The sequence below is a fragment of the Maribacter orientalis genome (assembly GCF_900109345.1).
Lineage (GTDB): Bacteria > Bacteroidota > Bacteroidia > Flavobacteriales > Flavobacteriaceae > Maribacter > Maribacter orientalis.
The window spans coordinates 483,243-507,845 of sequence record NZ_FNZN01000002.1 but is presented as its reverse complement, the minus strand read 5'-3'; the positions used below and the strand labels follow the sequence as shown (position 1 = coordinate 507,845).

Below are 24,603 nucleotides of genomic sequence, written 5' to 3'. Positions count from 1 at the left end.
GCTTTTTAATGTTCAAAATATAATATTGAATAACTTCTATTCTTTTAGTGTAACGTTAACAAACTCCAGATGCCGGATCACAACTATCACCTTTACTTATGATATTTAAAGGTGATACTTGTTGAAATGCTTCTAAAAATACCGATGCCGGCTGTGCGCCACTAATACCATATTTGTCATTAATAATGAAATACGGTACGCTATTAACACCACGTTGTTGATAATGAGCAATCTCTTGTTTAACAGCATACGCGATGCCATCATCATCTAAAACTTGTTTTGTCTTTTTGGCAGACCAATTATATTCAGCCATTATTGAGCTTAATACATCAATGGTATTCAAGTGAAGGTTTTCATCAAAATAAGCTTTCATTAAACGCTCTTTCAATACATCTTTAAATCCTTCTTCACCAGCTACATGTAATAGTTGGTGTAATTGAAGTGTATTGACTGCAAGCCATTCTTGTCCGAAGTTGAAAGTAATGCCTTCTTCCTTTCCACTTTTTTCTAAATGTTTTGTCATTTCTAGTGGGCCTTCTAAGCTTCCAAATTTATTGGTTAAATAAGTATCTCTATCCAAACCTTCTTTTGGCATATTGGGATCTAGTTGAAATGGATGCCATTCTATTTCTATTGGAATACCACCCCATTGTTTAATTGCTTTTTCTAATCTTTTTTTACCAACATAACACCAAGGACATGCAACATCAGAAACTATATCAATCTTTATTTTATCGTTTTGCATTAGATTATTAATTTCAAATTATATCTTCTTGGTCGAAAAAACCGGCTAAAACCTACACTACGTAATTTTCTCAATTATACGATTTAATTGTAAAATTAAAGATTGGTTTTAATTATTAAATCGAGAAATAGAAATGTGTTTATAACTAAAAAACCCTTTCAAGCTATTGAAAGGGTTTTTTTATAATGTGTATAAATTAACTTAGAGCGTACGTAAGTATTCTGCTAAATTACGAGCGTCTTCTTCTTTTAAGTTTTGATTAAGCATGATGGCATTATTGTATTCTTTCAATAATGCTTTTGCAATAGGGTCTTCTTTCAACATTTTATCTGGGTTGATAATCATGTTCATAACCCATTCTGGGCTTCTACGTTCGAAGACACCTTTTAATGCTGGCCCGATCATACGTTGCTCTGCCATATGGCATGCCGTACAAATTGCTTGAAATTTTTCCTTACCTGCCGCAGCCATTTCTTCGTTGATAGCATCAGAAAATGTGACATCTGTTATTGGACCTACTCCTTTGTTATCAAGGTCAACAGGTACACCTTCACTTGCTGTTTCAGCTTTAACTTCTTTTTTGGCTCTGTTCATTTCAAAACCTTCTTTTTTCTCTTCTTTCTTTTCGCCACAGCTGATAATAATGGTGCTAAGAGCTAATAAAGTAAATAATTTACGCATACGTTTATTATAATTTAAATGTTGTAAGTCAATTGAACTACTAAGATAGGAATTTTTATGTGTAGCACTATCTTTTCATAAAGTACAATTTAACTTTAAGGAGATTTTTAACAATAGTAGTGTGATACATTGTTTTTTTAAAATGATGAACTGAGATTAATTGCAATTCGAAAGAAACTCTAAAGTACGACGCTCGGTATACGTGAAATTATCAGAGCCATAAAAACCTACATGCCCTCCATATTTTGGAACTTCTAAAAACAAGGTTTTATGTTGTTTGGCAATTTCTATAGGATAGCAAGCTTCTCCTAAAAAGGTATCATTTTCAGCGTTAATTATTAGGGTAGGTATTTCAATAGTGTTTAAAAATTGAAGACTACTACATTGCGCATAATAATCCATAGCATCTTTAAACCCATGTGCTCTGCTCGTATAAATATCGTCGAAATCTTTCAATGTTTTTATTTGTTCAATGTCCAAATCTGATATCAGGTCTGGAAATGACTGTTTTTTCAGCTTAAGTTTTTCAACCAAATTACCCTTAAATCTTCTCGCGTATAGAAAATTTTTAAATTGTAATAACTGATCAAGTGAATCTGCCAATTGACAGGGTACAGAAATAGCTACTGCACCTTTAATTTCTTTAGGCAGTATACGCTCTTCACCTAAATACTTTAGTAACAGATTGCCACCAAGACTAAATCCGTGTAAAAATAAAGAGGAGTATTTATCTAGTTGAAGTACATGGTCTATGACAGATTGTAAGTCTTCTGTAGCGCCAGAATGGTATGATCGATACAAATTATTCATTGTACCACTGCAACCTCTAAGATTAATGGCACAGACATCGAAACCTGATTCAGTTAATGCTTTGGCACTTCCTTGTATATAAGCGCGTTTAGAGCTTCCTTCAAGGCCATGTATAATAAGCACTACTTTTTTAGATGGAGTTTTTGAATAACTCCAATCCAAATCTAGAAAATCAGTGTCGGGTAAAGTTAGCCGTATTCTTATTTGTTCTAGAGGCTCAATTTTTCGAAGTAAGCCAGAATATATCGTCGACAAATGTCCGTTTTTAAAAAATAGTGGTGGATTGTATGACGAGTTAAGTAAGGGCATTACAATTTCTATGAGATTTTTTGAAATAGTTAATAGTCAATCTACATTTTAAAATAAACCAAAGGCACTAAAACAGTATTATAGAATTTTATTTTGGATAGTTTTCAAGCACTTTAATTTGCTCTTCTACAGCCTCTTTAAATTCTGACTTTAAATGTGATACTAACTCGGCTACAGGTAAGGTATCTGTAATAAGAGCAGAACCTTGGCCTGCCGACCAAATGGTTTTCCATGCTTTTGCCTCGGTATCCAATTCTTTGCCAAAATCAATTTTTCGGTCTTTTTTAAGATCTTCTTCGGTTATTCCGGCAGCTTTTAAACTAGCTCCGAGAAAATTCGCGTGAACTCCAGAAATTGCAGCAGTATATACAACATCACTAGCGCCAGCATCAATAATCATTTGGCGATATTCTGGTGTAGCCTTGCTTTCGTTTGTATTAATGAAACGAGTTCCCATATAAGCTAAATCTGCACCCATCTGCAATGCCGATGCAATATCTCGACCAGTACTGATACATCCAGATAGTAAAATAGTTTTATGAAAGAATTTCTTTATTTCAGCAACTAAAGTCATTGGGTTTATTGTGCCTGCATGACCACCAGCCCCTGCAGCTACTAGAATTAACCCATCAACACCAGCCTCAGCAGCTTTTTCTGCGTGACGCTTTTTAATAACATCATGAAAAACTAGACCACCATAACCATGAATGGCATCGACAACTTCAGAAACCGCACCTAAAGAGGTAATTATTAATGGTACTTTATGTTTGACGCATAATTTAACATCGGCCTCTAACCGTGGGTTTGTAGGGTGCACGATTAAATTAACACCAAATGGTGCCGCTTTTTTACCAGTCTGCTCTTCAAATTCCTTTAAGCTAGATTTAATTTCGATCAACCATTCTTCAAAACCTTCACTTGAGCGTTGGTTTAAAGCGGGAAAAGTGCCAACAATACCATTTTTACAACATTCTATTACCAATTGCGGTCCAGATATTAAAAACATGGGAGCGGCAACTATAGGTAATGATAGTTCTTTAATGAAAGCAGGCTTGTTTGACATTCTGAAATAAATTTTTTCGACTTGAAATAAAAATAAGTATAATAAACCATGTTCTTTATCTCTTACGTTTCAAAACTATGTTATTTTTATTGGGTATTATGCATGCACAGTAAAAAAAGAAGAAGATGTACTTGAAAGATTTTGAAATAAGATGGAGTGACATAGATGCAAATCGTCATCTAGCAAATTCAGCATATATTAATTTTATGAGCCATACACGTATTTCATATTTGATGGAATTAGGATTTGACCATAAAACAATGGCAATTCATGAAATAGGACCTGTTGCGTTTTATGAGCATATGTATTATTTTAAAGAAGCATTTATAGGTAAACCTATTAAAGTGACCTTGGAAATAATGGGAATGAGTGAGGATTGCAAATTTTTTGAATTTCATCATAATTTTTATAATCATAAAGGGGAGAATATTGCCCATTGTGAAATGATGGGTGCATGGATAGATTTAAAGACTCGAAAGTTAACAGGTTTGACCAATGAATTGTTAACTGCTTTTAGTGATGTAGAAAAAGCGGATGGTTTTAGAGTTCTTACTAAAGAAGATTCACGCAAATTTGCTAGACTTCCTAAAAATCTATAGGTCTATTATTGTGATTTAGCCACTGAATTATAATCGATTCCTTTATAGTATTTTAAGTATATTTTGATAAAGCTATTTTAGTATATTTACGAAATGGTCAGCTTGCCAGAAGAATTATTTCAAGAGACATACGGGAAAGTGAAGAAATTGATTGTTACCAAGAAATTGGCGCCAGGTCAGTTAATTACGCAACATAGATTGTCGCATACACTTAATATTAAAGATGATACCATACCAGTGGTATTGCTACAATTGCAAGAAGAATCTTTATTGGTAGGTACGCTTACTAATGGCCTAACCGTTCGTGAGCTTTGTGAACAGGATATTTCTGAAATGTTCGATTGCAGAATTGCCCTAGAGACAATGACCGTAAAACTATTTACGCGTAATGCCTCACAGTCGAGAATTGACGATTTGCGAAATCTTTTGGTTCCGTTCGAGAATGGACCACAAAACGCATATGTTTTCCATAAAATAGATAGTTATTTTCACGAATATATTGCCAAAAATTGTGGGAATAGAATGTTGTATGAATTGTTTAAGACTGCCAAAATATTACCGTTCATGGATCTTGTAGGTCTAGTGAGGCCATTGAAATTAATAATGCAAGAGCATTTAGATTTAGTCTCAGCGATGCATCATAGAGATGAAGAAATGGCCGTAAGGGCAATACAGACGCATCTTGAGAACGCTAGAAAATCACATATTTAAATTATCGGGATCTACCTTTAAGATTGTGCTATGTTGATTTTTTATAAAATCTCTTTGGTTGTCTACTGGCGAGATATACGCCTACCAACACGAAACATGCAGCAACTATTTTCACCAAGGTGAGGTTGTCTTGCCCGGTAATAATGGCATACCCAATACCAACCAATGGTTGAACATAAACAAAGGCACTTAGTGTCGAAGCCTTTAGTTGGGTTAATGCAAAAATATTAAATAAATAGGTGCAGAATGTTGTGCCCAAAATGACAAAGGCAATTCCCCAGTATGCTTCATAAGGCAATGTAGCCCATGATATCTGCATAAATTCTTCATATCCAAATGGTAAACAGATAAGGACACCTAATGAGAATAACCACTTCATAAATGTAAATGGGTGATATTTCATAATTAGTGCCTTTACAACTACTAAATAGGAGCCATAAAACATAGAATTAAGAAAAATAAGGAAATTTCCCATCGGTATATTAGGTGCATCTTGGCGCACTTCAGATCCATATAGAATAAGGCCCAAAGCGCCTAATAGACCTATTCCGATGCCCAATATCTTTCTGTTTGAAATTTTTTCCTTTAGAATTACTGCAGATAAAACAAGAACAACAATAGGAGTTGTAGTTATTAAAACGGCACTATTTATAGGTGTAGATAGTGACAGTCCTTTAAAGAAAACGAGCATATTTAAACCCATGCCTAAAAAGGCGCAAACAATCATTCTTAAATAATCTTTGCGATCGATCTTCTCTTTTGGACCAAAAGGAGATATGAGCCAAAATAAAATTGCAGCACCCAGAACCCTTAAAATAATAAAACCAAAAGGTTGCACGTAATGGGGCATTATGCCTTTTGCAACGGTATGGTTTATTCCATAAATAGTAGTGGCCCCAATTGCAGCGATTATTGCTAGTAGACGTTTATTCACGAATTAATGGCCTTTTTTGCGGCCTCTACAACTTTTTTGCTATTGCCAATAAATATTTGGTCGTCCATTAGTATCACTGGACGCTTTAAAAAGGTGTACTGTTCTAAAATCAAAGCCTTATAATCATCTTCGGTAAGATTTTGCTCTTTTAAATTTCGCTCACGATATAATATGGCTCTTTTGCTAAACAATGCCTCGTAGCTATTAGATAGAGAATGCATTTGTTCTAACTGAGACTCTGTAATGGGTTCAGATTTTATATCCTGTAATTTAAAATCATTAATTGGTTGCAATTCCTTAATAATTCGTTGGCAAGTAGAACAAGTACTTAGATGATATATTTTTTTCATGATTTGAGGTATTGCTTCAAATGTATTTTAAACCTAAAAATGGTGTAAATGACAAATTTCATATGGTCCTTATGGTTTGCAAAGAAACTTATTTCCCATTAATTGTACTATTTTTATGCTCCTTTAAATGTGAAATAATGTCTAAAAATTTATTTGAAATCACCTTACAGAATCGTAGAAACTTACACGCGATACTAACAAAAACTCCAAAAGAAAAGCTTTTAAAGATTCCAGAAGGCTTCAATAATAATATATTTTGGAATATAGCGCACACCATAGTCACTCAGCAAATTTTACAATATAAATTCAGCGGACTTCAAATGCGTGTGCCCGATGAATTGGTAGCTAAGTTTATGAAAGGGACAACTCCAGATGGTACAGCGACCGATGAGGAGATTATGATGGTGGCAGATTTTTTAATCTCTACAATAGAATGGTTAAAAGAAGATTATGATACAGACCTATTTCAAAATTATATAGAGTATACGACTAGTGCGCGGGTAACGCTTAAAAATATTGATGATGCGATTGCATTTAATTTATTTCATGAAGGCCTACATATTGGGGCAATCATTCTATTGTTAAGAAAGGTCGGTTAAGGCTTTACTGAAATCTTTAAAAAATTATTAGCATCATTATAAGGTATGGTCAATATGATGGGGCCATCGGCAAAAGAAGCAATTTCGTAAGGCTCGTAAAATAGTAATAGGCCCTTATCAGTATAGCCAATATTTTCTGGTAAATAGAAACTTTCCGTTTCAAACATAAAACCTGTACTATTTATGGTTGCGTCTGTTGGTACATTTTCTTGTTTTCGAAATATAGTTTCAGTAAATGCTTTGAATTCATCTTCATTTTTGAATAATTCTAGGCGGTCTAATTCCACTTCCTTAGTTTTGTCAAAGTTCAAAAATCGGTTGGTGTCGTAGCCATGTGCACCACCTGTATACATATATGATTCTAGTTTTATGGTTAATACCTCCATATTTTCAAAAATTATTGTACCATTTATTTTAGCCTCCCAAGGCATGGATTCTTCCGGAAATTTGCCATTCAGTTCTTCATAATCCTTTACAAATGCTTCAGAAGCTCCCTCAATAGTCTGGGCATTACTTTCTTCGTCAAAATTCAACAATGCAATGATTTCTTCTTGTAGGGCGATATTAATGGTCTCACTTAATTTAATTTGACCTAATGCTTTTGGAATTTCAATAGATACTGAAGTGCAATTCTCACAGGCATCGTTAGATATCGTTAGTGTCTCAAAAGTGAGAGATTCCTCGGTATTACAAGCAATAAGAGAAATACATATAAGTAGGTAGAGTAGCTTTGATTTCATGTAAAAATTAGATTTCATGTAAAAATACACCTTCATTGTATTCTCCAAAAGATAACGATACATTTGTGTGCTAAATACTTTAAAAATGGCCGCTAAAAATTATAAGTTTAATACAAAGACCATTCATGGTGGTCAACAACCAGATAAGGCATATGGGGCGGTAATGCCACCTATTTATCAAACATCAACTTATGCGCAAACAACCCCCGGTGGCCATAAAGGGTATGAATATTCGAGAAGTGCGAACCCAACCCGAACTGCTTTGGAGAATGCTTTAGCAAGTATCGAAGATGGTGAATTTGGTTTAGCGTTTGGCAGTGGTCTTGCGGCAATAGATGCGGTCATAAAGTTATTAGAACCGGGTGATGAAGTTATTTCTACAAATGACCTCTATGGGGGTTCTTATAGAATATTTAAAAAGATTTTTGAGAAATTTGGCATCGTTTTTCATTTTGTTGGCATGCAAGGCACCGATGCCATACGTGACAAAATGAATTCAAAAACTAAATTGATTTGGGTTGAAACGCCCACAAACCCAATGATGAACATCATTGATATAAAAGCAGTTGCAAAGTTAATTTATAATAAGAATATACTTTTAGCGGTCGATAATACTTTCGCAACCCCATACTTACAAATGCCACTGCAATTAGGGGCAGATATTGTAATGCATTCAGCAACTAAATATCTTGGTGGTCATAGTGATACCGTGGTTGGAGCTTTGGTGGTAAAAGATAAGGAACTAGCAGATAGGCTTTATTTCATACAAAATGCAAGTGGGGCAGTTTGTGGGCCAATGGATAGCTTTTTGGTTTTAAGAGGAATAAAAACGCTGCATGTAAGAATGCAACGTCATTGTGAAAATGGAAGAGCAGTAGCTGAGTATCTTAAGGATAATACTAAAGTTGAAAAAGTGTATTGGCCTGGTTTCAGTAATCATCCTAATCATTCAGTAGCAAAAGAACAAATGAAAGATTTTGGTGGAATGATTTCATTTGTACCAAAAGGGAGTAACTACGAAGATGCTATTAAGATTGTAGAGCGTTTAAAAGTTTTTACTCTGGCAGAGTCATTAGGTGGTGTTGAAAGTTTAGCTGGTCACCCAGCGAGTATGACTCATGCGAGTATACCTAAAAAAGAACGTGAAAAAAGTGGAGTAGTAGATGCGCTAATAAGACTTAGTGTAGGTATAGAAGATTCGGAAGATTTAATAGCAGATTTAGAGCAAGCAATAGGATAAACCGTAATTCGTTATATTTTACACATTAAGAATAGGCTCTTTGTTGCTAAAACAACAAATTTTATCGATTTTTAAAAAAATAAGCAATCAAATTACATAAATAGCATAATTTTGCCGTTATATTTTGAAATCAATAATTTAACTAAGTGTAAATAGCTTTATGGACGATAAAATAAAAGCATTTATGGATGAGGTTACCGCCAGAAACGGTCACGAACCTGAATTCATACAAGCGGTACAAGAAGTAGCAGAAACGGTAATACCTTATATCGCAAAACAAGAGATATATAATGGTAAGAATATTCTTTTAAGAATGGTTGAGCCAGAGCGTTTAATTTCTTTTAGAGTGGCCTGGGTAGATGATGATGGTGAAATACACGTAAACCGTGGGTATAGAATACAAATGAATTCTGCAATTGGCCCTTATAAAGGTGGTTTGCGTTTTCACCCAACTGTAAATGCGAGTATTCTTAAATTCTTGGCTTTTGAACAAGTCTTTAAAAATAGTCTTACCACATTGCCTATGGGTGGTGGTAAAGGTGGTTCTGATTTTGACCCTAAAGGCAAATCTGATGATGAGGTAATGCGTTTTTGCCATGCCTTTATGTTAGAATTGAATAGACATATTGGTCCAAATACAGATGTACCTGCAGGAGATATTGGTGTTGGTGCTCGTGAAATAGGTTTCCTATTTGGTATGTATAAGAAGATACGTAATGAGTTTACCGGTGTCCTTACAGGAAAGGGTCTGTCATGGGGTGGTTCTAAAATTAGACCAGAAGCAACAGGTTATGGTACTGTGTACTTTGCCGAAAGTATGTTAAAGACCAAAAATGAAACTTTCGACGGTAAAACCGTTGTGATTTCTGGTTCAGGAAATGTTGCTCAATACGCTGCAGAAAAAGCTATTTTATTAGGAGCTAGAGTGGTAACTCTTTCAGATTCTAGTGGATATATATACGATAAAGATGGTTTAAATGATGAAAAACTAGCTTTTGTAATGGACCTTAAAAATAATAGAAGAGGACGTATTTCTGAGTATGTGGATAAATATGCTTCTGCAGAATTTCATGAAGGTAAAACTCCTTGGAATGTTAAATGTGATATTGCATTACCTTGTGCAACTCAAAATGAGTTGAATAAAGAGGATGCTAAAAATCTATTGAAAAATGGATGTATGTGTGTTGCAGAAGGTGCCAATATGCCTTGTAATGCAGATGCTGTTCATGAATTTAATAATGCAAAAATATTGTTTGCACCAGGTAAAGCATCTAATGCTGGTGGTGTTGCAACATCAGGTTTAGAAATGTCCCAGAATTCACTGAGAATTAGCTGGACCCGTGAAGAGGTTGATGAGCGTCTTAAAGATATTATGAAAGACATTCATGATTCTTGTATCGAATACGGTAAAGAAGAGGATGGATTCTGTAACTACGTTAAAGGAGCCAATATTGCTGGTTTCGTAAAAGTTGCCGATGCAATGCTTGCCCAAGGGGTTATTTAATTCTTAACACATACCTAATAATTTAGGGTATAATTTGTAATGCGAGGTTCTATTTTAGAGCCTCGCATTTTTCGTGCGTTATATCGTCACCAATATGCAAACTATTATATTTGTTGAAATAGATGGTTTATTATGCAGGTAACAACAAAAGCGATAGTATTTTCTGCATTAAAATATGGCGACACGAGTCTTATCATTAAAGCATTTACAGCCTCAGACGGTATAAAATCCTATTTGTTACGAGGTGTGTTATCATCTAAAAAGGGGAAATTAAAGACCGCTTATTTTCAACCTTTAACACAATTAGAAATTGTCGCAAACCATAGAAATAAAGGTACATTAGAAACACTACGCGAAGCTAAAGTGTACTATCATTATCAATCCCTTTACGCAGATATGGCCAAAAATGCTATGACCCTATTTTTAGCAGAACTTTTGGTGAATAGTATTCGGGAAGAAGAACGAAACGAAGAATTATTCGAATTTTTAGAAGCTTCGTTACAGTGGTTGGATATACATAAGGATATTGCTAATTTTCATTTATTTTTTATGTTATCAATCACGAAATTTTTAGGGTTTTATCCTGATGTGTATCAGATAGATAAGCCATATTTTGATTTGTTAGAAGGTGAATTTGTTTCGGTAGAATCATTAAATCCGATGTTGAGAGGTGAAAATATTTATTATTTCAAGACCTTCTTGGGCATAAATTTTGATGCTATACACAACGTAAAGATGAAAAAAACCAACCGCCAAGAATTGTTGAAATCCCTGATACTTTATTTTGAATTACACTTACAAGGTTTCAGGAAACCAAAATCACTTGCCGTGTTAAATGAAGTTTTCAATACATATGTATAAATTTCTGTTTGCCGTATTTTTTTTGATGACAATGTTTAGTTATGCCCAAGAGATAACTGTTTTAGATGCGGATAGTGGTGAGGTAATCTCAAACGTAGCCGTATTTAATAGAGATAAGTCGAAAATAGCATTATCAAATTTTGACGGAGTAATCGATGGCTCAATTTTCACTGATAAAGAGCGTCTTATTTTAAGACACTTAGGCTACGAAGAGTATAAATCAACCATACAGCAAATTAGGAGGCAGGGTCAAAAGGTGTATTTGATTATGAAGGCTCAGCAATTAGATGAAGTTGTAATGTCAGTTTCTAAATGGGAGCAACAGAAAAGAGATATTCCTAATAGAATTATTTCTATAGATGCTAGGTCGATTGCCTTTTCATCGCCACAAACTTCTGCAGATTTACTTCAAAATAGTGGTAAAGTTTTTGTGCAAAAAAGTCAATTAGGAGGTGGAAGCCCAATGATTAGGGGTTTTGCAACCAATAGGCTATTACTTTCTGTAGATGGTGTTCGAATGAATAATGCAATTTTTAGAGGAGGAAATATTCAAAATGTAATATCGATAGATCCTTTTACAATAAAAAATACTGAGGTGATATTTGGCCCTGGTTCGGTTATTTATGGGAGTGATGCCATTGGTGGAGTAATGAATTTTTATACCAAGAAGCCTATTTTAAGTCAGAACGATACTCTTTTGGTACACGGTAATGTCAATTATAGGTTTGCGTCTGTAAATATGGAAAACACGGTGCACGCTGATGTTAATATTGGTAAAAAGGATTGGTCCTCTATGACAAGTATTACCTACAATAATTTTCAAGATTTAAGAATGGGTTCACATGGCCCTGATTCATATTTGCGAAATACATATGTTCGAACAGTGAATGGCGTAGATGAGTTAGTGAATAATGACTCACCTGCAAAACAAATTCCTACAGGCTACGATCAAATAAACCTAATGCAAAAGTTTCTGTATAAACCCAATTCGAAATGGGATTTAAACCTTGGCGCGTACTATTCAGAAACTTCAGATTATTCTAGATACGACAGATTGATTAGGCCAACAAGTGATGGATTAGGGCTGCGTTCAGCTGAATGGTATTATGGACCTCAAAAATGGTTTATGGGCAATGCACAACTTCAAAAAAAAGGGAATGGAAAGTTTTATGATGGTTTAAAATTAGGACTTGCTTACCAACATTTTGAAGAAAGTAGAAGCAATCGAGATTTTCAAGATGCGGTATTGAATACAACGATGGAAAAAGTTGATGCTTTGAATATGAATATTGATCTTGAAAATAAGAAGATGGGTAATTTTAGACTCTATTATGGTACAGAGTATATATATAACAAAGTAAGGTCTAATGGATTCGATTTAAATATCGATACTGATAATAAAACCGATGCTGCATCTAGATATCCAGATGGTTCTGCTTGGCAAAGCTTGGCAGGTTATGTAAATGGGGAATATAAAGCAAAACCTAATTTCACAATTATGACTGGCTTACGGTATAGTCATGTATGGGTCGATGCCGTTTTTGATGACACCTTTTATGATTTTCCTTTTGAGACCGCAGATTTAAGTACGGGAGCATTAACAGGTAGTTTAGGTTTCAGCTGGTTTCCAAGAGCAAATCTTCAAATCACTTTAAATGGTTCTACTGGTTTTAGAGCTCCAAATATAGATGATGTAGGCAAGATATTTGATTCTGAGCCAGGGTCGGTAGTAGTTCCTAATCCAGATTTAGAGCCTGAATATGCGTATAATGCTGAAATTGGAATCCAACGAAATATTAACGATAAGTTTATTTTGAAAGGAACGGCTTACTACACGTATTTAGTAGATGCTTTGGTACGTCGAGATTTTAGTTATAATGGTGTCTCTGAAATTGAATATGGAGGTGAGCTAAGTAATGTACAAGCAATACAGAATGCAGCAAAGGCTTATGTGTATGGCTTTGAATTTGGATTAGAGGTATATCTTAATGAGCAATGGTCTTTATCGTCTAACCTTACCATAACTGAAGGTGTAGAAGAGGAAGATGATGGCACTGAAACACCTGCTCGCCATGCAGCACCGACTTTTGGAGATTTTCATATTGTATGGAAAAACCAAAGACTGCGAACAGATTTATTTGTGAATTATAATGGCGAAATTGAGTATAACGATCTCGCAATGTCAGAACAATCTAAAGAATATATCTATGCTTTAGATGAAAACGGTGACCCGTATGCTCCTTCTTGGTACACCGTAAACTTTCGATCACAATACGATATTACCAATCGCCTAAAAGCTACTGCTAGTTTAGAGAACATAACAGACCAGCGGTATAGAACATATTCATCGGGTATTGTAGCCCCAGGACAAAATTTAATATTAGGAATAGGGTATCATTTTTAAATAAAAAAAGACCCGTTTTATACGGGTCTTTTAAAATTATAGGGTAGTTAAATTTAGTTTTTAACTACCTTTTCTATTTCGTTAGCTTTTTTTGCCGCTTTATCAGCTGCATCGTTAGCTGCCTTTTTTACATCGTCACCAGCTTTTTTAGCGGCATCCATTGTGTTTTCACCAGCTTCTTTTACTGATTCTGCAGCATCTTCAGCAGCTTCCATTGCATTTTCGCTTGCTTCTTTAGCAGCATCCATTGCATCTTCGCCAGCCTCTTCTAAATCTTTTCCTGCTTCTTTCAAATCTTCACCAGCCTCTTCTAGCGCAGCACCAGCTTCTTCAGTTGCAGATTTAGCTTTGTCAACAGTATCTCTACAAGAAAATGACATACTTAATGCTAAAATAGTTAATGATCCTAAAATTACTTTTTTCATTGTGTTACGTTAAAATGGTTATTGTTCGAAGTTATATACGGTTCAAAGGGTATTTTAGTCGTTAAACTTGCTCTTATTTAATCTAATCAGTTAGTTAGAGGTATATCAGTGTCGTCATTTTACTCAAATTAAATCTAAATTTTATAATTTTGCAGCCTTAAAAATCCAGTACCATAAGCATTTCGTATGAAGTTCGCAGAATATAAAGGTTTGAATTTACCAAAGGTCGCAGAAGAGATACTTGACTACTGGTCAGTGCATGACATATTTGAAAAAAGTATTTCTACCCGTGAGGGTAAGGATAGTTATGTATTCTATGAAGGTCCACCATCAGCAAACGGTATGCCTGGTATACATCACGTAATGGCTCGTACCATAAAAGATATATTTCCTAGGTACAAAACCATGAAAGGTTTTCAGGTTAAGCGAAAAGCCGGTTGGGATACACACGGACTACCAATTGAGTTAGGGGTTGAAAAGGAGTTGGGTATTACAAAAGAGGATATTGGGGTTAAGATATCGGTTGAGGAGTATAATGCTGCTTGTAAGAAAGCGGTAATGAGATATACCGATGTTTGGAATTCCATGACTGAAAAAGTAGGGTATTGGGTAGATATGGAAGATCCATATATCACCTACAAATCCAAATACATGGAAACCGTTTGGTGGTTGCTAAAACAAATCTATTCAAAAGGATTAATTTACAAGGGTTACACCATACAGCCTTATTCTCCAAAAGCAGGAACAGGACTTAGCTCGCATGAGTTAAACCAGCCAGGCACCTATCAAGATGTAACGGATACAACAGTAACGGCACAGTTTAAAGCGGTAGAAGAAACATTGCCAGAATTTTTACAGAATGAAGGCACTATTTATTTCTTAGCTTGGACGACCACACCTTGGACTTTACCATCGAATACGGCATTGACCGTTGGTTCTAAAATAGACTATGTATTGGTTGAATCATATAACCAATATACTTTTGAGCCAATGAACGTTATACTTGCCAAAAATTTGGTAGGAAAGCAATTCGTAGGAAAGTTTAAGCAAGTTTCTGAAAAGTCAGAATTATTAGAATATACCGTTGGTGACAAGAAAATCCCTTTTTATGTTGTAAAAGAATTTAAGGGTGAAGATTTATTGGGAATCAGATACGAACAGTTGTTAGATTATGTGCTTCCGTATGAAAATGCGGAAAATGCGTTTAGAATAATTGCTGGAGATTTCGTTACTACTGAAGATGGTACAGGTATAGTGCATACGGCACCGACCTTTGGTGCTGATGATGCTTTTGTTGCCAAACAAGCAGTGCCTGAAATTCCACCAATGTTAGTATTGGATGAAAATGGAAACTTGGTGCCTGTTGTTGATTTACAAGGTAGATTCAGACCTGAATTAAAGGAGTTGGGTGGCAAATACGTCAAGAATGAATATTATGAGGATGGTGAAGCTCCAGAACGCTCTGTTGATGTAGAGATAGCGATACGATTAAAAGAAGAGAATAAGGCATTTAAGGTTGAAAAGTACGTGCACAGTTATCCTAACTGTTGGCGTACTGATAAACCGATTTTATATTATCCATTAGATTCTTGGTTCATAAAGGTAACCGATGTAAAGGATCGTATGTTCGAGTTGAACCAAACCATTAATTGGAAACCAAAAGCTACCGGAGAAGGTAGATTTGGTAATTGGTTGGCCAATGCCAATGATTGGAATTTGTCTCGTTCTAGATATTGGGGTATTCCATTGCCAATTTGGCGAACAGAAGATGGGAAGGAAGAAATAATCATAGGTTCCGTAGCGGAGTTGAAATCTGAAATGACAAAAGCTGTAGCAGCGGGGGTTTTAGAAAAAGATATCTATGCAGATTTCATTGTGGACGATATGTCTGAAGAGAACTATGATAAAATAGACTTACATAAAAATATAGTAGATCAGATTACATTGGTTTCCGCTTCAGGTAAGCCAATGAAGCGAGAAAGCGATTTAATAGATGTTTGGTTCGATAGTGGTTCTATGCCTTATGCACAATGGCATTATCCATTTGAAAACAAAGATTTAATAGACGAAGGAAAGACATTTCCGGCAGATTTTATAGCAGAAGGTGTTGATCAAACTCGTGGTTGGTTTTATACGTTACATGCTATTGCAACTATGGTATTTGACTCTGTTGCTTATAAAAATGTAGTTTCTAACGGATTGGTTTTAGACAAGGAAGGTAAAAAGATGTCTAAACGATTGGGCAATGCGGTTGATCCTTTCGAGACTATGAACGAGCATGGAGCAGATGCTACAAGGTGGTATATGATTAGCAATGCCAACCCTTGGGATAATTTAAAGTTTGATACCGAAGGTATAGCAGAAGTTAAGCGTAAATTTTTTGGCACACTTTATAATACGTATTCCTTTTTCGGCCTATATGCTAATTTAGATAATTTTACATATGCCGAAGACGATATACCTATGGCTGACCGTACAGAGATAGATCGTTGGATATTATCTGAATTGAATTCATTGATAAAAGTAGTGGATACTGCATATGATGAATATGAGCCAACACGTGCAGCGAGAGCAATATCAGATTTTGTACAAGAGAACTTAAGTAACTGGTATGTTCGCTTATGTAGAAGACGCTTTTGGAAAGGCGAATATGCTCAAGATAAAATTGCTGCATATCAAACTTTATATACATGTTTAGATGTTGTGGCCAAATTATCTGCTCCAATCGCTCCTTTTTTCATGGATCGTTTGTATTTAGATTTAAATAAAGCTACTGTTAAGAAAGGTTTTGAAAGTGTTCATTTGGCAGATTTTCCGGTTGCTGACGAATCACTAATAGATAAAAGCTTGGAGGTGAAAATGCAGAAAGCGCAGATTATTTCTTCTTTAGTATTATCTATCCGTCAAAAAGAGAAAATAAAAGTGCGTCAACCATTACAGAAAATAATGATTCCTGTATTGGACAATAAGGATAGAGAAGAAATAGAAGCAGTTTCAGAATTAATTAAATCTGAAGTGAATGTAAAGGAGATTCAATTACTTGATGATGCTTCTGGTATTCTTGTGAAACGTATAAAGCCTAATTTCAAGACGTTAGGTCCTAAATTTGGTAAAGAAATGAAAGAAATCGCTCAGAAAGTAGGTGCCTTTACTCAGAATGATATCCAAAAAATTGAGCAGGATGGCGAATTAACAATCCAATTAGGAAATAAAAGTATTAATTTACAGTTACAGGATGTAGAAATCACTTCTCAAGATATTGAGGGATGGATGGTGGCATCCTCTGGTAAATTGACAGTTGCGTTAGATGTAACTATTAACGAAGAATTGAGAAACGAAGGTGTCGCTAGAGAATTGGTCAACAGAATTCAAAATATGAGAAAAGATTCAGGTTTTGAAGTGACTGATAAAATTGCGATTAAAATATTAAAAGACGGTTTTGTTGAAGTTGCTGTTAAGGATAATTTAGATTATATTAAAACGGAGACTTTAACGGCTGAATTAAGTTTTGAAAAAGAATTGAACAAAGGCGTCGAAATTGCCTTTGACGAGGTGAACACTAAATTGTATATTGAAAAATATTAAAATATGGCAGAAGATTTAAAAGTAAGGTATTCTGACAAAGATTTGGCAGAATTCAAAGTATTGATCGAGGATAAAATTGTAAAGGCTAAAAGTCATTTAGAACTTTTGAAAAGCGCCTATATGAACGATGGTAATAATGGTACGGATGATACTTCACCTACTTTTAAAGCCTTCGAAGAAGGGTCGGAGACAATGAGCAAAGAAGCGAATACACAATTGGCGATTAGACAAGAGAAATTTATTCGTGATTTAAAAAATGCATTATTGCGTATAGAGAACAAAACTTACGGTATATGCCGTGTTACCGGTAAACTTATCAATAAAGAGCGGTTAAAACTGGTGCCGCACGCTACGCTAAGCATTGAAGCTAAAAACATGCAATCATAATTAAAACGCCTTTAGGGGCGTTTTTTAATAGCTAGACTTTGAAGACTTGTATTGTTTGTTGTTTGCTCTTGCTTTCCTTTACTTTAAAGGGACAAAAGAATTTATATAGAACGATAAGTGCAAATGACATTAGCTTAATTCAAGTGAATGCCGCTAATTGTTTTAAGGTTGAATTTCACACAGGTGACAGCAATGAAATTACAATTGAAGCTGAAATAGAAGGTGAGTATAGTCAAGATTTAGATTTAGAAGTTAATACTAGTGGTACCACTGTTTTAATTGAGGCTGGGTTTGCACCAAGTTTTGAATACCCTAATGATAAATTAAGCGCTCATAAAGTTGTTTCAATTCTATTGAAGCTTACAATTCCATCCTTCAAGGAGGTAGAAGTATACGGTACTAATTCAAGAGTTATATTAGAAGGAAAATATAAAGAATTAGATGTTTCCTTATCCGACGGCGAATGTGAGTTGCATAATATTTTGGGTAATGCGAATGTAAAGACGCAAAGTGGAACTATCAATGTATTCGCAAAATCTGCACAAATAAATGCGAACAGCAAATATGGTAAGGTCTCATTTAATCCAATTCCAGAAGGATTATTCATTTATAAACTACAAACGGTGACTGGAAATATAGAATTAAGTAAAACCGAATAATATTTATATTTTTGCCCTCGTTGATTTACTCCTATGAATATTAAAAAATCTGTACTATTTATTTTATTGATTCTTATAATTGATCAATGGAGTAAAATATATATAAAGACCCATTTTGTGTTGGGCGAATCAGTAGATGTATTTAACTGGTTTAAAATCCTTTTCATTGAAAATGAAGGCGCTGCTTGGGGAGCCAAGTTGAGTGACATTTTACCAATTTCCGATAATGTGGGAAAATTAGTGCTTACAATTTTCAGATTATTTGCAATTTTTGGAATAGGGTATTGGCTTTTTGATGTAATCAAGAAAAAAGCTTCTTCAACATTAATTTGGGCCGTGTCTTTGATTTTTGCTGGCGCATTAGGTAACATTTTAGATTCTTTATTTTATGGGATCATTTTTAATGATAGCTACAATCAGGTTGCCACTCTTTTTTCTGAGGAGCCTTATGGTGAATTATTTTATGGTAAGGTGGTAGATATGCTATATTTTCCTATGGTAGATACCACATGGCCTAGTTGGGTGCCGGGAGTTGGAGGACAAAACTTTAGATTTTTTGAGCCAGTGTTCAATATTGCAGATACTGCAATAAGTACTGGGGTTGGGATTCTACTAGTTTTTAACAAAAAGGCCTTTCACAAAGAAGAGGAAACTTCAACCGAATTGGAAAATGATTCATTAAGGAATCAAGAATATTAAAAGGTGTAGGTTTTTTTCGGGGTAACACAGTAATCTAGTGGAATATCAGTTGGTGCGATATCTTCAATTAAATCTTCTGCCTCAAAAAGAGATAAGCCTATCTTTATCACATTAGTCTTACACTGACTTAGAAAACGGTCATAGTAACCTTTGCCATATCCAATTCTATTACCAAGCTTATCGAATGCTAATAGCGGTATAAAAACAACGTCAATTTTATTAGGAGGTACCGTAATACCATCAACGGGTTCTGGTATATTTAATGAATTGGTTTTGAATTTTGTGTTATCGGTAAGTAAGTAATGTTCTAATTCGGTATTCGAAATAACTTTTGGTACAATAACATTTTTATCAAAACCAAGAAGAATAGAAATAATACCTTCTGTATCTATTTCTATGTTTTTTTCAATAGGAAGAAATATATGGAAATATTGATTTTCCCATATGGGTAATTGCAAAACAGAATTTGCAATAGCTATACTTTGCTGGTCTAAAAGGATGGGGGTAATTAAATTGCGTAATCTTAAATATTTTAAGCGTAAATCTTTCTTCAGCATAGTGAAGTAATTTTGGCTCTAGTATGTACTAATTTATTCCTTACCTGCAACAGCAAAAAATACTTTAAAGAATAACATTAAAATAAGATATGTTCCTAAGGTGATTATATAGCTTTCCATAATATTCTAGTATTGAATTGAACTAACCTGCGTTGTTATCGAGTTAAAAATAAGTAAAATAATTAATAACAATCTATGAAAAGTACTTTTTTATCGTTAAAGTGCACATATTTTAGTAAAAATTAACATACTGGTAAATATTAGGATAACAATTTTTATATAAAACATTGATATTCAATTAAATAAAATTTTAACTCCATATACATATTGACAATACAATAAAATAAGGGTTAATAATTTTAAGATGTAGTAGTATTTAATTAAAATAATGGCATATTCACAATTTTGGTGACAAGTATGTTTTACAGAGTTTTGTTTGTTGATTATAGTACTGTAGTGTAATTTAAACTGATTTTTATAGACTAAATTAGTAGTGTAAAATTATGTCTGAAATCCCCTTAAATATACAATTAAGTTCATTGCCCTCTAGCCCAGGGGTCTATCAATTCTATGATAGAAATGACGGTATTCTATATGTTGGCAAGGCAAAGAATTTAAAGAAAAGGGTTTCCTCTTATTTTAATAAAAACCATGAGTATGGAAAGACTCGGGTATTAGTTAAAAAAATTAGGTCTATCAAGCATATTGTTGTTCCAACAGAGTCAGATGCCCTATTGCTAGAGAATAATTTGATTAAAGAATTAAGGCCTCGGTATAATGTTTTACTAAAGGATGACAAATCGTACCCTTGGCTTTGTTTGAAGAATGAGCGTTTCCCAAGATTTTTTCCTACCAGACGAGTTATAAAAGATGGGTCAGAATATTATGGTCCGTATACTAGCATGAAAACGGTTAGAATTCTTTTAGATTTAATAAAAAGTGTTTACCCTTTGCGAACGTGTAATTATGATTTGTCTGGAGAGAAAATAAACGCGGGGAAGTATAAAGTTTGCTTAGAATATCATTTAGGTAATTGTAAAGGCCCATGTGAAGGCCATCAAACCATTGCAGAATATGACCGACAAATAGAAGACATACGTCAAATTGTGAAAGGAAATTTTAAGTCGTCCATTACCTACTTTAAAGGGCAGATGAAGATGTTGGCTGCCGAAATGAGATTTGAGGAGGCACAAAAAATAAAGGATAAAATAGATGTACTGGAAAACTATCAGGTAAAGTCAACCATAGTTAACCCTAAGATTAGTAATGTTGACGTATTCAGTATAATTTCAGATAATTCTTTCGCTTATGTAAACTTTTTGCAATTGGCCCATGGTTCTATTATTAGGTCGCATACGATGGAAATAAAAAAGAAACTTGAAGAGCTAGATGAAGATTTACTAGAGCTTGCTATAGTTGAAATTAGAGAGCGTTTTAAATCAGATTCTAAAGAATTATATGTTCCTTTTAAATTAGCTGTGCCTGCGGGCTTGAAAGTTACTGTGCCGAAATTAGGAGATAAAAAACGTATACTAGATTTGTCTGAACGTAATGCCAAATTCTTTAGGCAAGAACGTTTTAATCAGATTAAGATAATTGATCCTGATCGTCATACGAATAGGATTATGGCTCAAATGAAGAAGGATATAAGGTTATCTGCAGAGCCAAGGCATATAGAATGTTTTGATAACAGTAATATACAGGGGAGCAATCCGGTAGCGGCCTGTGTTGTATTTAAAGATGGTAAGCCTTCTAAAAAAGAGTATAGACATTATAATATAAAAACGGTAACCGGGCCAGACGACTTCGCTTCAATGGAAGAAGTTGTCTATCGCAGGTATAAAAGGTTACAAGAAGAAATGCAGCCACTTCCACAGCTTATTGTAATCGACGGTGGAAAAGGGCAATTGTCATCAGCGTTAAAAAGTCTTGATATTTTAGGGCTAAGAGGAAAAATTGCTATTATAGGTATTGCGAAACGATTAGAGGAAATTTATTTTCCAGAAGATCCGATTCCGCTTTATTTAGATAAAAAGTCTGAAAGTTTAAAGATTATACAATTTTTAAGGAATGAAGCGCATAGATTTGGTATAACATTTCATAGAAATAAAAGAAGTAAGGGGGCTATTAATTCTCAATTAGAGGGAATAGATGGGGTAGGTGAAAAAACAGCACAACAATTATTAAAAAAATTTAAATCCGTTAAACGTATAAAAGAGGCTACTATAGAAAACCTAAGCCAAGAAGTTGGAGTCTCAAAAGCAAAGAAAATATATGAGTCTTTTCGTAAAGAATAGTTTCGATTTGAACAAAGTGATGATGGTAGTGACAGTATTGTTACTTAACTCTTTGTGCATAATCGCGCAGACAGATTCATATAAAGAAAGGCCAAAGATAGGTTTAGTGCTAAGCGGAGGTGGAGCAAAAGGAATGGCGCACATTGGTGCTTTAAAAGTAATTGAGGAGGCGGGTATAGAATTAGATTATATAGGAGGGTCAAGTATGGGGGCAATTGTTGGTGCTTTGTATGCTGCCGGTTACACAGCGACAGAGTTAGATTCCATGTTTAATGCAACTAATTTTGGTACACTTATTCAAGATAACCTTCCAAGAAGTGCTAAAACATTTTATGAAAAAGATGACTCTGAGCGGTATTCGTTAACCTTGCCTTTCAATAATTTTAAGGTTTCCGTTCCACCTGCATACTCAGGTGGACAAAATATATATAATGAATTGGTTAGACTTTTGTATCACGTGAAAGATATTGAAGACTTTGGTAAATTACCTACCCCGTTTGTTTGTGTGGCTACAGATATAGAAACAGGTAAACAGGTTGTTTTAGATTCTGGTTATTTGCCAGAAGCAATTTTGGCCAGTGGAACATTACCTTCACTGTTTGAGCCTTCAGTAATAAACGATAAGGTCTTAATAGATGGTGGCGTGGTCAATAACTATCCAATCGATGAGGTTCTGGCTATGGGTGCAGATATTATTATAGGTGTAGATGTGCAGCATGATTTATCTGAAAGGGAGGCGCTTTTGTCTGCGACAGAAATCTTATTGCAAATTAATAATTATAGAACAGTGGCAGATATGAAAATAAAATCTGCAAAAACCGATGTCTATATAAAGCCACAAATAGAAAAATATTCTGTAATTGAATTCAATAAATTAAATGCAATTATTCAAACAGGAGTAGATGCTGCAAATTTAAAAATAGATGAGCTTAGAAAATTCGGAACAAAATTTAAAAAAGATAAAAGTCCAATACCTGCCGTCGATTCGAATCAGGAGTTAACTGTCAACAGATTGTTGATTGATGGCAACACAAGTCATACTAGAGGATATGTAAAAGGGAAGCTAAGGTTTAATTTGGATGAACCTATAAGCTTTAAGAGATTACAGCAAGGTATTGGTAATTTGGCAGCAACAGGTAACTTTAAGACCATTAAGTATAAATTATTAAAAAATATAAATGATGGAGAGGATTTAATTTTACCCTTAGATGAAACTCCCAACACCTCTTTTTTAAGATTAGGAGCTCATTTTGATGATTTGTATAAAAGTGCTGCGATAATTAATCTTACAAAACGTAGAATATTGTCAAAGGATGATGTAGCATCTTTTGATTTGATTTTGGGGGATAATATTAGGTACAATTTTGAATATTATGTAGATAAGGGGTCGTATTGGAGTTTTGGATTTAATTCAAGATTTAATGATTTTGAACAGGAGATAGATTTTGACCTTATAGGAGACAATTTCGATGTTACACCAAGTTCGAGAATTAATACAATTAATCTTGCTGTATCTGATTTTACGAATCAGTTATATATTCAAACAGTTATAAGAGAAGAGTTTGCTTTTACTTTAGGTGCTGAGTTCAAATATTTGCAATACAGTACTAGAACATTTGGTGATATACCTGATGCTAACCTAACTATAAATACTACCATAGACAATGGGCGAACGTATTTTGAAAAAAGTAATTATGTAAGTGCATATGGGGCTTTAAAGTTAGATACTTATAATGATAAGTATTTTCCATCAAGAGGCTTGTATTTTAACGGTGACATGCATTATTATGTTTTATCCTCAGATTTCAATAATAACTTTAAAGATTTCTCTGTATCCAAAGCTAGAATGGGCGCGGCTTTTCCTTTCGCAAAAAACCTATCCTTAAATCTAGAAACTGAAGGGGGGTTTAAATTGGGAACCTCTAATGTAACAACATATGATTTTGTTCTTGGAGGCTACGGTACAGATTTTATAAATAATTTCACTCAATTTGTTGGGTATGATTTTTTAAGCCTGCCAGGTAATAGTTTTGTTAAAGCTTATGCAAGATTAGATTTTGAGTTCGCTAAAAAAAATCACGCATTGTTCTCAGCTAATTTTGCTAATGTAGATGACGACCTTTTTAGAACAGGAGATTGGTTCAAAGCACCAACATATTCGGGCTATGGAGTTGGGTATGGTTGGGAATCGTTTTTGGGCCCAGTTAATCTTTTGTATTCTTGGTCGCCAGAAACGGAAAGATCACAATTTTTTGTGAGTGTAGGCTATTGGTTCTAGGCTGAATAAAAGATTTTTAAACTCCCCATTATTCTTAATAATTTCCCAAATATTAAAGTGAAGTGTGAATAATTGTTAAGGTTATCATTAAAGTAAGTTAAACCGTACGTTGGGTATGATATTGTGTCTTAAATTTACATCAGTTAAGGGGTGGTTCCCTTACAAC

The 24,603-nt window shown here is 34.4% G+C and carries 22 protein-coding genes; 13 read left to right on the top strand and 9 right to left on the bottom strand.

Going from position 1 to position 24,603, the window contains the following annotated elements; all coding sequences use genetic code 11:
- Positions 1 to 55: 55 nt before the first annotated feature.
- The 4 genes from BMY56_RS05855 to BMY56_RS05840 form a co-directional block, all read right to left on the bottom strand.
- Complete coding sequence (locus BMY56_RS05855) at positions 56 to 745, bottom strand: DsbA family oxidoreductase (RefSeq protein ID WP_091621163.1); 690 nt, start codon at positions 743 to 745, stop codon at positions 56 to 58.
- Positions 746 to 946: 201 nt separating this feature from the next.
- Positions 947 to 1,426, bottom strand: a complete 480-nt coding sequence (locus tag BMY56_RS05850) for a c-type cytochrome (protein ID WP_091621160.1) — start codon at positions 1,424 to 1,426, stop codon at positions 947 to 949.
- Between the two features lie 156 nt (positions 1,427 to 1,582).
- Positions 1,583 to 2,491, bottom strand: a complete 909-nt coding sequence (locus tag BMY56_RS05845) for a YheT family hydrolase (protein WP_317040595.1) — start codon at positions 2,489 to 2,491, stop codon at positions 1,583 to 1,585.
- 142 nt (positions 2,492 to 2,633) lie between these two features.
- Entirely contained in the window at positions 2,634 to 3,608 is a 975-nt protein-coding gene (locus BMY56_RS05840) for an NAD(P)H-dependent flavin oxidoreductase (protein WP_091621155.1), read from the bottom strand.
- A 125-nt stretch (positions 3,609 to 3,733) separates the two neighbouring features.
- On the opposite strand from BMY56_RS05840, the gene BMY56_RS05835 reads away from it, so the two are divergent.
- Positions 3,734 to 4,207 (top strand): acyl-CoA thioesterase, encoded by a 474-nt coding sequence (locus BMY56_RS05835; protein WP_091621153.1) that lies wholly within the window; start codon positions 3,734 to 3,736, stop codon positions 4,205 to 4,207.
- Between the two features lie 102 nt (positions 4,208 to 4,309).
- Positions 4,310 to 4,918, top strand: coding sequence for a GntR family transcriptional regulator (locus tag BMY56_RS05830; RefSeq protein WP_177170923.1), 609 nt, complete (start codon positions 4,310 to 4,312; stop codon positions 4,916 to 4,918).
- Positions 4,919 to 4,946: 28 nt separating this feature from the next.
- Here BMY56_RS05830 and BMY56_RS05825 read toward each other — a convergent pair whose 3' ends face one another.
- Both BMY56_RS05825 and BMY56_RS05820 read right to left on the bottom strand, forming a co-directional pair.
- Positions 4,947 to 5,852, bottom strand: a complete 906-nt coding sequence (locus BMY56_RS05825; protein ID WP_091621149.1) for a DMT family transporter — start codon at positions 5,850 to 5,852, stop codon at positions 4,947 to 4,949.
- Positions 5,849 to 6,202 carry an arsenate reductase family protein gene (locus BMY56_RS05820; RefSeq protein WP_091621146.1) on the bottom strand — a complete coding sequence of 118 codons (354 nt, stop codon included), beginning with the start codon at positions 6,200 to 6,202 and terminating at the stop codon, positions 5,849 to 5,851. Before BMY56_RS05820 ends, BMY56_RS05825 begins: the two co-directional genes overlap by 4 nt.
- Before the next feature lie 137 nt (positions 6,203 to 6,339).
- On the opposite strand from BMY56_RS05820, the gene BMY56_RS05815 reads away from it, so the two are divergent.
- On the top strand, positions 6,340 to 6,801 hold the full coding sequence (locus tag BMY56_RS05815; protein WP_091621852.1) for a DinB family protein: 462 nt from the start codon (positions 6,340 to 6,342) through the stop codon (positions 6,799 to 6,801).
- Here the strand turns inward: BMY56_RS05815 and BMY56_RS05810 are convergent.
- A complete protein-coding gene (locus tag BMY56_RS05810) occupies positions 6,798 to 7,541 on the bottom strand; it encodes a DUF3298 and DUF4163 domain-containing protein (protein ID WP_091621849.1) in 744 nt (247 codons plus the stop codon). The two genes, BMY56_RS05815 and BMY56_RS05810, sit on opposite strands and share 4 nt — an antisense overlap.
- An 85-nt stretch (positions 7,542 to 7,626) precedes the next feature.
- Here BMY56_RS05810 and BMY56_RS05805 point away from each other — a divergent pair, with 85 nt between their 5' ends.
- The 4 genes from BMY56_RS05805 (at position 7,627) to BMY56_RS05790 (ending at position 13,550) form a co-directional block, all read left to right on the top strand.
- Positions 7,627 to 8,781 (top strand): cystathionine gamma-synthase, encoded by a 1,155-nt coding sequence (locus BMY56_RS05805; protein WP_091621143.1) that lies wholly within the window; start codon positions 7,627 to 7,629, stop codon positions 8,779 to 8,781.
- 160 nt (positions 8,782 to 8,941) lie between these two features.
- The gene (gdhA, locus tag BMY56_RS05800; protein WP_091621140.1) at positions 8,942 to 10,285 is read left to right on the top strand and encodes an NADP-specific glutamate dehydrogenase; all 1,344 of its coding nucleotides are present in this window, start codon (positions 8,942 to 8,944) and stop codon (positions 10,283 to 10,285) included.
- Between the two features lie 132 nt (positions 10,286 to 10,417).
- Complete coding sequence (gene recO, locus BMY56_RS05795; protein WP_091621138.1) at positions 10,418 to 11,146, top strand: DNA repair protein RecO; 729 nt, start codon at positions 10,418 to 10,420, stop codon at positions 11,144 to 11,146.
- A 25-nt stretch (positions 11,147 to 11,171) separates the two neighbouring features.
- Positions 11,172 to 13,550, top strand: a complete 2,379-nt coding sequence (locus BMY56_RS05790; protein WP_245737149.1) for a TonB-dependent receptor plug domain-containing protein — start codon at positions 11,172 to 11,174, stop codon at positions 13,548 to 13,550.
- Positions 13,551 to 13,603: 53 nt separating this feature from the next.
- Here BMY56_RS05790 and BMY56_RS05785 read toward each other — a convergent pair whose 3' ends face one another.
- A complete protein-coding gene (locus BMY56_RS05785; RefSeq protein ID WP_091621132.1) occupies positions 13,604 to 13,975 on the bottom strand; it encodes a hypothetical protein in 372 nt (123 codons plus the stop codon).
- Positions 13,976 to 14,161: 186 nt separating this feature from the next.
- On the opposite strand from BMY56_RS05785, the gene ileS reads away from it, so the two are divergent.
- Genes ileS through BMY56_RS05765 form a run of 4 tightly spaced genes read left to right on the top strand, consistent with a single transcriptional unit; the run spans position 14,162 to position 19,305 of the window.
- Positions 14,162 to 17,560, top strand: a complete 3,399-nt coding sequence (ileS, locus tag BMY56_RS05780) for an isoleucine--tRNA ligase (protein WP_091621129.1) — start codon at positions 14,162 to 14,164, stop codon at positions 17,558 to 17,560.
- 3 nt (positions 17,561 to 17,563) lie between these two features.
- The gene (locus tag BMY56_RS05775) at positions 17,564 to 17,947 is read left to right on the top strand and encodes a TraR/DksA family transcriptional regulator (RefSeq protein WP_091621127.1); all 384 of its coding nucleotides are present in this window, start codon (positions 17,564 to 17,566) and stop codon (positions 17,945 to 17,947) included.
- A gap of 38 nt (positions 17,948 to 17,985) precedes the next feature.
- Positions 17,986 to 18,606 carry a DUF4097 family beta strand repeat-containing protein gene (locus BMY56_RS05770; protein ID WP_143057781.1) on the top strand — a complete coding sequence of 207 codons (621 nt, stop codon included), beginning with the start codon at positions 17,986 to 17,988 and terminating at the stop codon, positions 18,604 to 18,606.
- A 33-nt stretch (positions 18,607 to 18,639) separates the two neighbouring features.
- Positions 18,640 to 19,305: a lipoprotein signal peptidase gene (locus tag BMY56_RS05765; RefSeq protein WP_091621122.1), complete on the top strand. Its 666-nt coding sequence runs from the start codon at positions 18,640 to 18,642 to the stop codon at positions 19,303 to 19,305.
- Here BMY56_RS05765 and BMY56_RS05760 read toward each other — a convergent pair.
- A complete protein-coding gene (locus tag BMY56_RS05760) occupies positions 19,302 to 19,862 on the bottom strand; it encodes a 5-formyltetrahydrofolate cyclo-ligase (protein WP_091621119.1) in 561 nt (186 codons plus the stop codon). The two genes, BMY56_RS05765 and BMY56_RS05760, sit on opposite strands and share 4 nt — an antisense overlap.
- Before the next feature lie 503 nt (positions 19,863 to 20,365).
- On the opposite strand from BMY56_RS05760, the gene uvrC reads away from it, so the two are divergent.
- Both uvrC and BMY56_RS05750 read left to right on the top strand, forming a co-directional pair.
- Positions 20,366 to 22,159, top strand: a complete 1,794-nt coding sequence (uvrC, locus tag BMY56_RS05755; protein WP_091621114.1) for an excinuclease ABC subunit UvrC — start codon at positions 20,366 to 20,368, stop codon at positions 22,157 to 22,159.
- Positions 22,137 to 24,437: a patatin-like phospholipase family protein gene (locus BMY56_RS05750; RefSeq protein WP_245737148.1), complete on the top strand. Its 2,301-nt coding sequence runs from the start codon at positions 22,137 to 22,139 to the stop codon at positions 24,435 to 24,437. Before uvrC ends, BMY56_RS05750 begins: the two co-directional genes overlap by 23 nt.
- The last annotated feature ends 166 nt before the right edge of the window (positions 24,438 to 24,603 follow it).

What these genes read in the sequence shown, in the direction of transcription:
- BMY56_RS05790 (WP_245737149.1), top strand. Translation starts at nt 11,172, where the DNA reads ATGACAATGTTTAGTTATGCCCAAGAGATAACTGTTTTAGATGCGGAT.
- BMY56_RS05805 (WP_091621143.1), top strand. Translation starts at nt 7,627, where the DNA reads ATGGCCGCTAAAAATTATAAGTTTAATACAAAGACCATTCATGGTGGT.
- BMY56_RS05750 (WP_245737148.1), top strand. Translation starts at nt 22,137, where the DNA reads ATGAGTCTTTTCGTAAAGAATAGTTTCGATTTGAACAAAGTGATGATG.
- BMY56_RS05835 (WP_091621153.1), top strand. Translation starts at nt 3,734, where the DNA reads ATGTACTTGAAAGATTTTGAAATAAGATGGAGTGACATAGATGCAAAT.
- BMY56_RS05855 (WP_091621163.1), bottom strand. Translation starts at nt 745, where the DNA reads ATGCAAAACGATAAAATAAAGATTGATATAGTTTCTGATGTTGCATGT.
- BMY56_RS05820 (WP_091621146.1), bottom strand. Translation starts at nt 6,202, where the DNA reads ATGAAAAAAATATATCATCTAAGTACTTGTTCTACTTGCCAACGAATT.
- BMY56_RS05765 (WP_091621122.1), top strand. Translation starts at nt 18,640, where the DNA reads ATGAATATTAAAAAATCTGTACTATTTATTTTATTGATTCTTATAATT.
- gdhA (WP_091621140.1), top strand. Translation starts at nt 8,942, where the DNA reads ATGGACGATAAAATAAAAGCATTTATGGATGAGGTTACCGCCAGAAAC.
- BMY56_RS05840 (WP_091621155.1), bottom strand. Translation starts at nt 3,608, where the DNA reads ATGTCAAACAAGCCTGCTTTCATTAAAGAACTATCATTACCTATAGTT.
- BMY56_RS05775 (WP_091621127.1), top strand. Translation starts at nt 17,564, where the DNA reads ATGGCAGAAGATTTAAAAGTAAGGTATTCTGACAAAGATTTGGCAGAA.
- BMY56_RS05760 (WP_091621119.1), bottom strand. Translation starts at nt 19,862, where the DNA reads ATGCTGAAGAAAGATTTACGCTTAAAATATTTAAGATTACGCAATTTA.
- BMY56_RS05815 (WP_091621852.1), top strand. Translation starts at nt 6,340, where the DNA reads ATGTCTAAAAATTTATTTGAAATCACCTTACAGAATCGTAGAAACTTA.
- BMY56_RS05785 (WP_091621132.1), bottom strand. Translation starts at nt 13,975, where the DNA reads ATGAAAAAAGTAATTTTAGGATCATTAACTATTTTAGCATTAAGTATG.
- recO (WP_091621138.1), top strand. Translation starts at nt 10,418, where the DNA reads ATGCAGGTAACAACAAAAGCGATAGTATTTTCTGCATTAAAATATGGC.
- uvrC (WP_091621114.1), top strand. Translation starts at nt 20,366, where the DNA reads ATGTCTGAAATCCCCTTAAATATACAATTAAGTTCATTGCCCTCTAGC.
- BMY56_RS05850 (WP_091621160.1), bottom strand. Translation starts at nt 1,426, where the DNA reads ATGCGTAAATTATTTACTTTATTAGCTCTTAGCACCATTATTATCAGC.
- BMY56_RS05810 (WP_091621849.1), bottom strand. Translation starts at nt 7,541, where the DNA reads ATGAAATCAAAGCTACTCTACCTACTTATATGTATTTCTCTTATTGCT.
- ileS (WP_091621129.1), top strand. Translation starts at nt 14,162, where the DNA reads ATGAAGTTCGCAGAATATAAAGGTTTGAATTTACCAAAGGTCGCAGAA.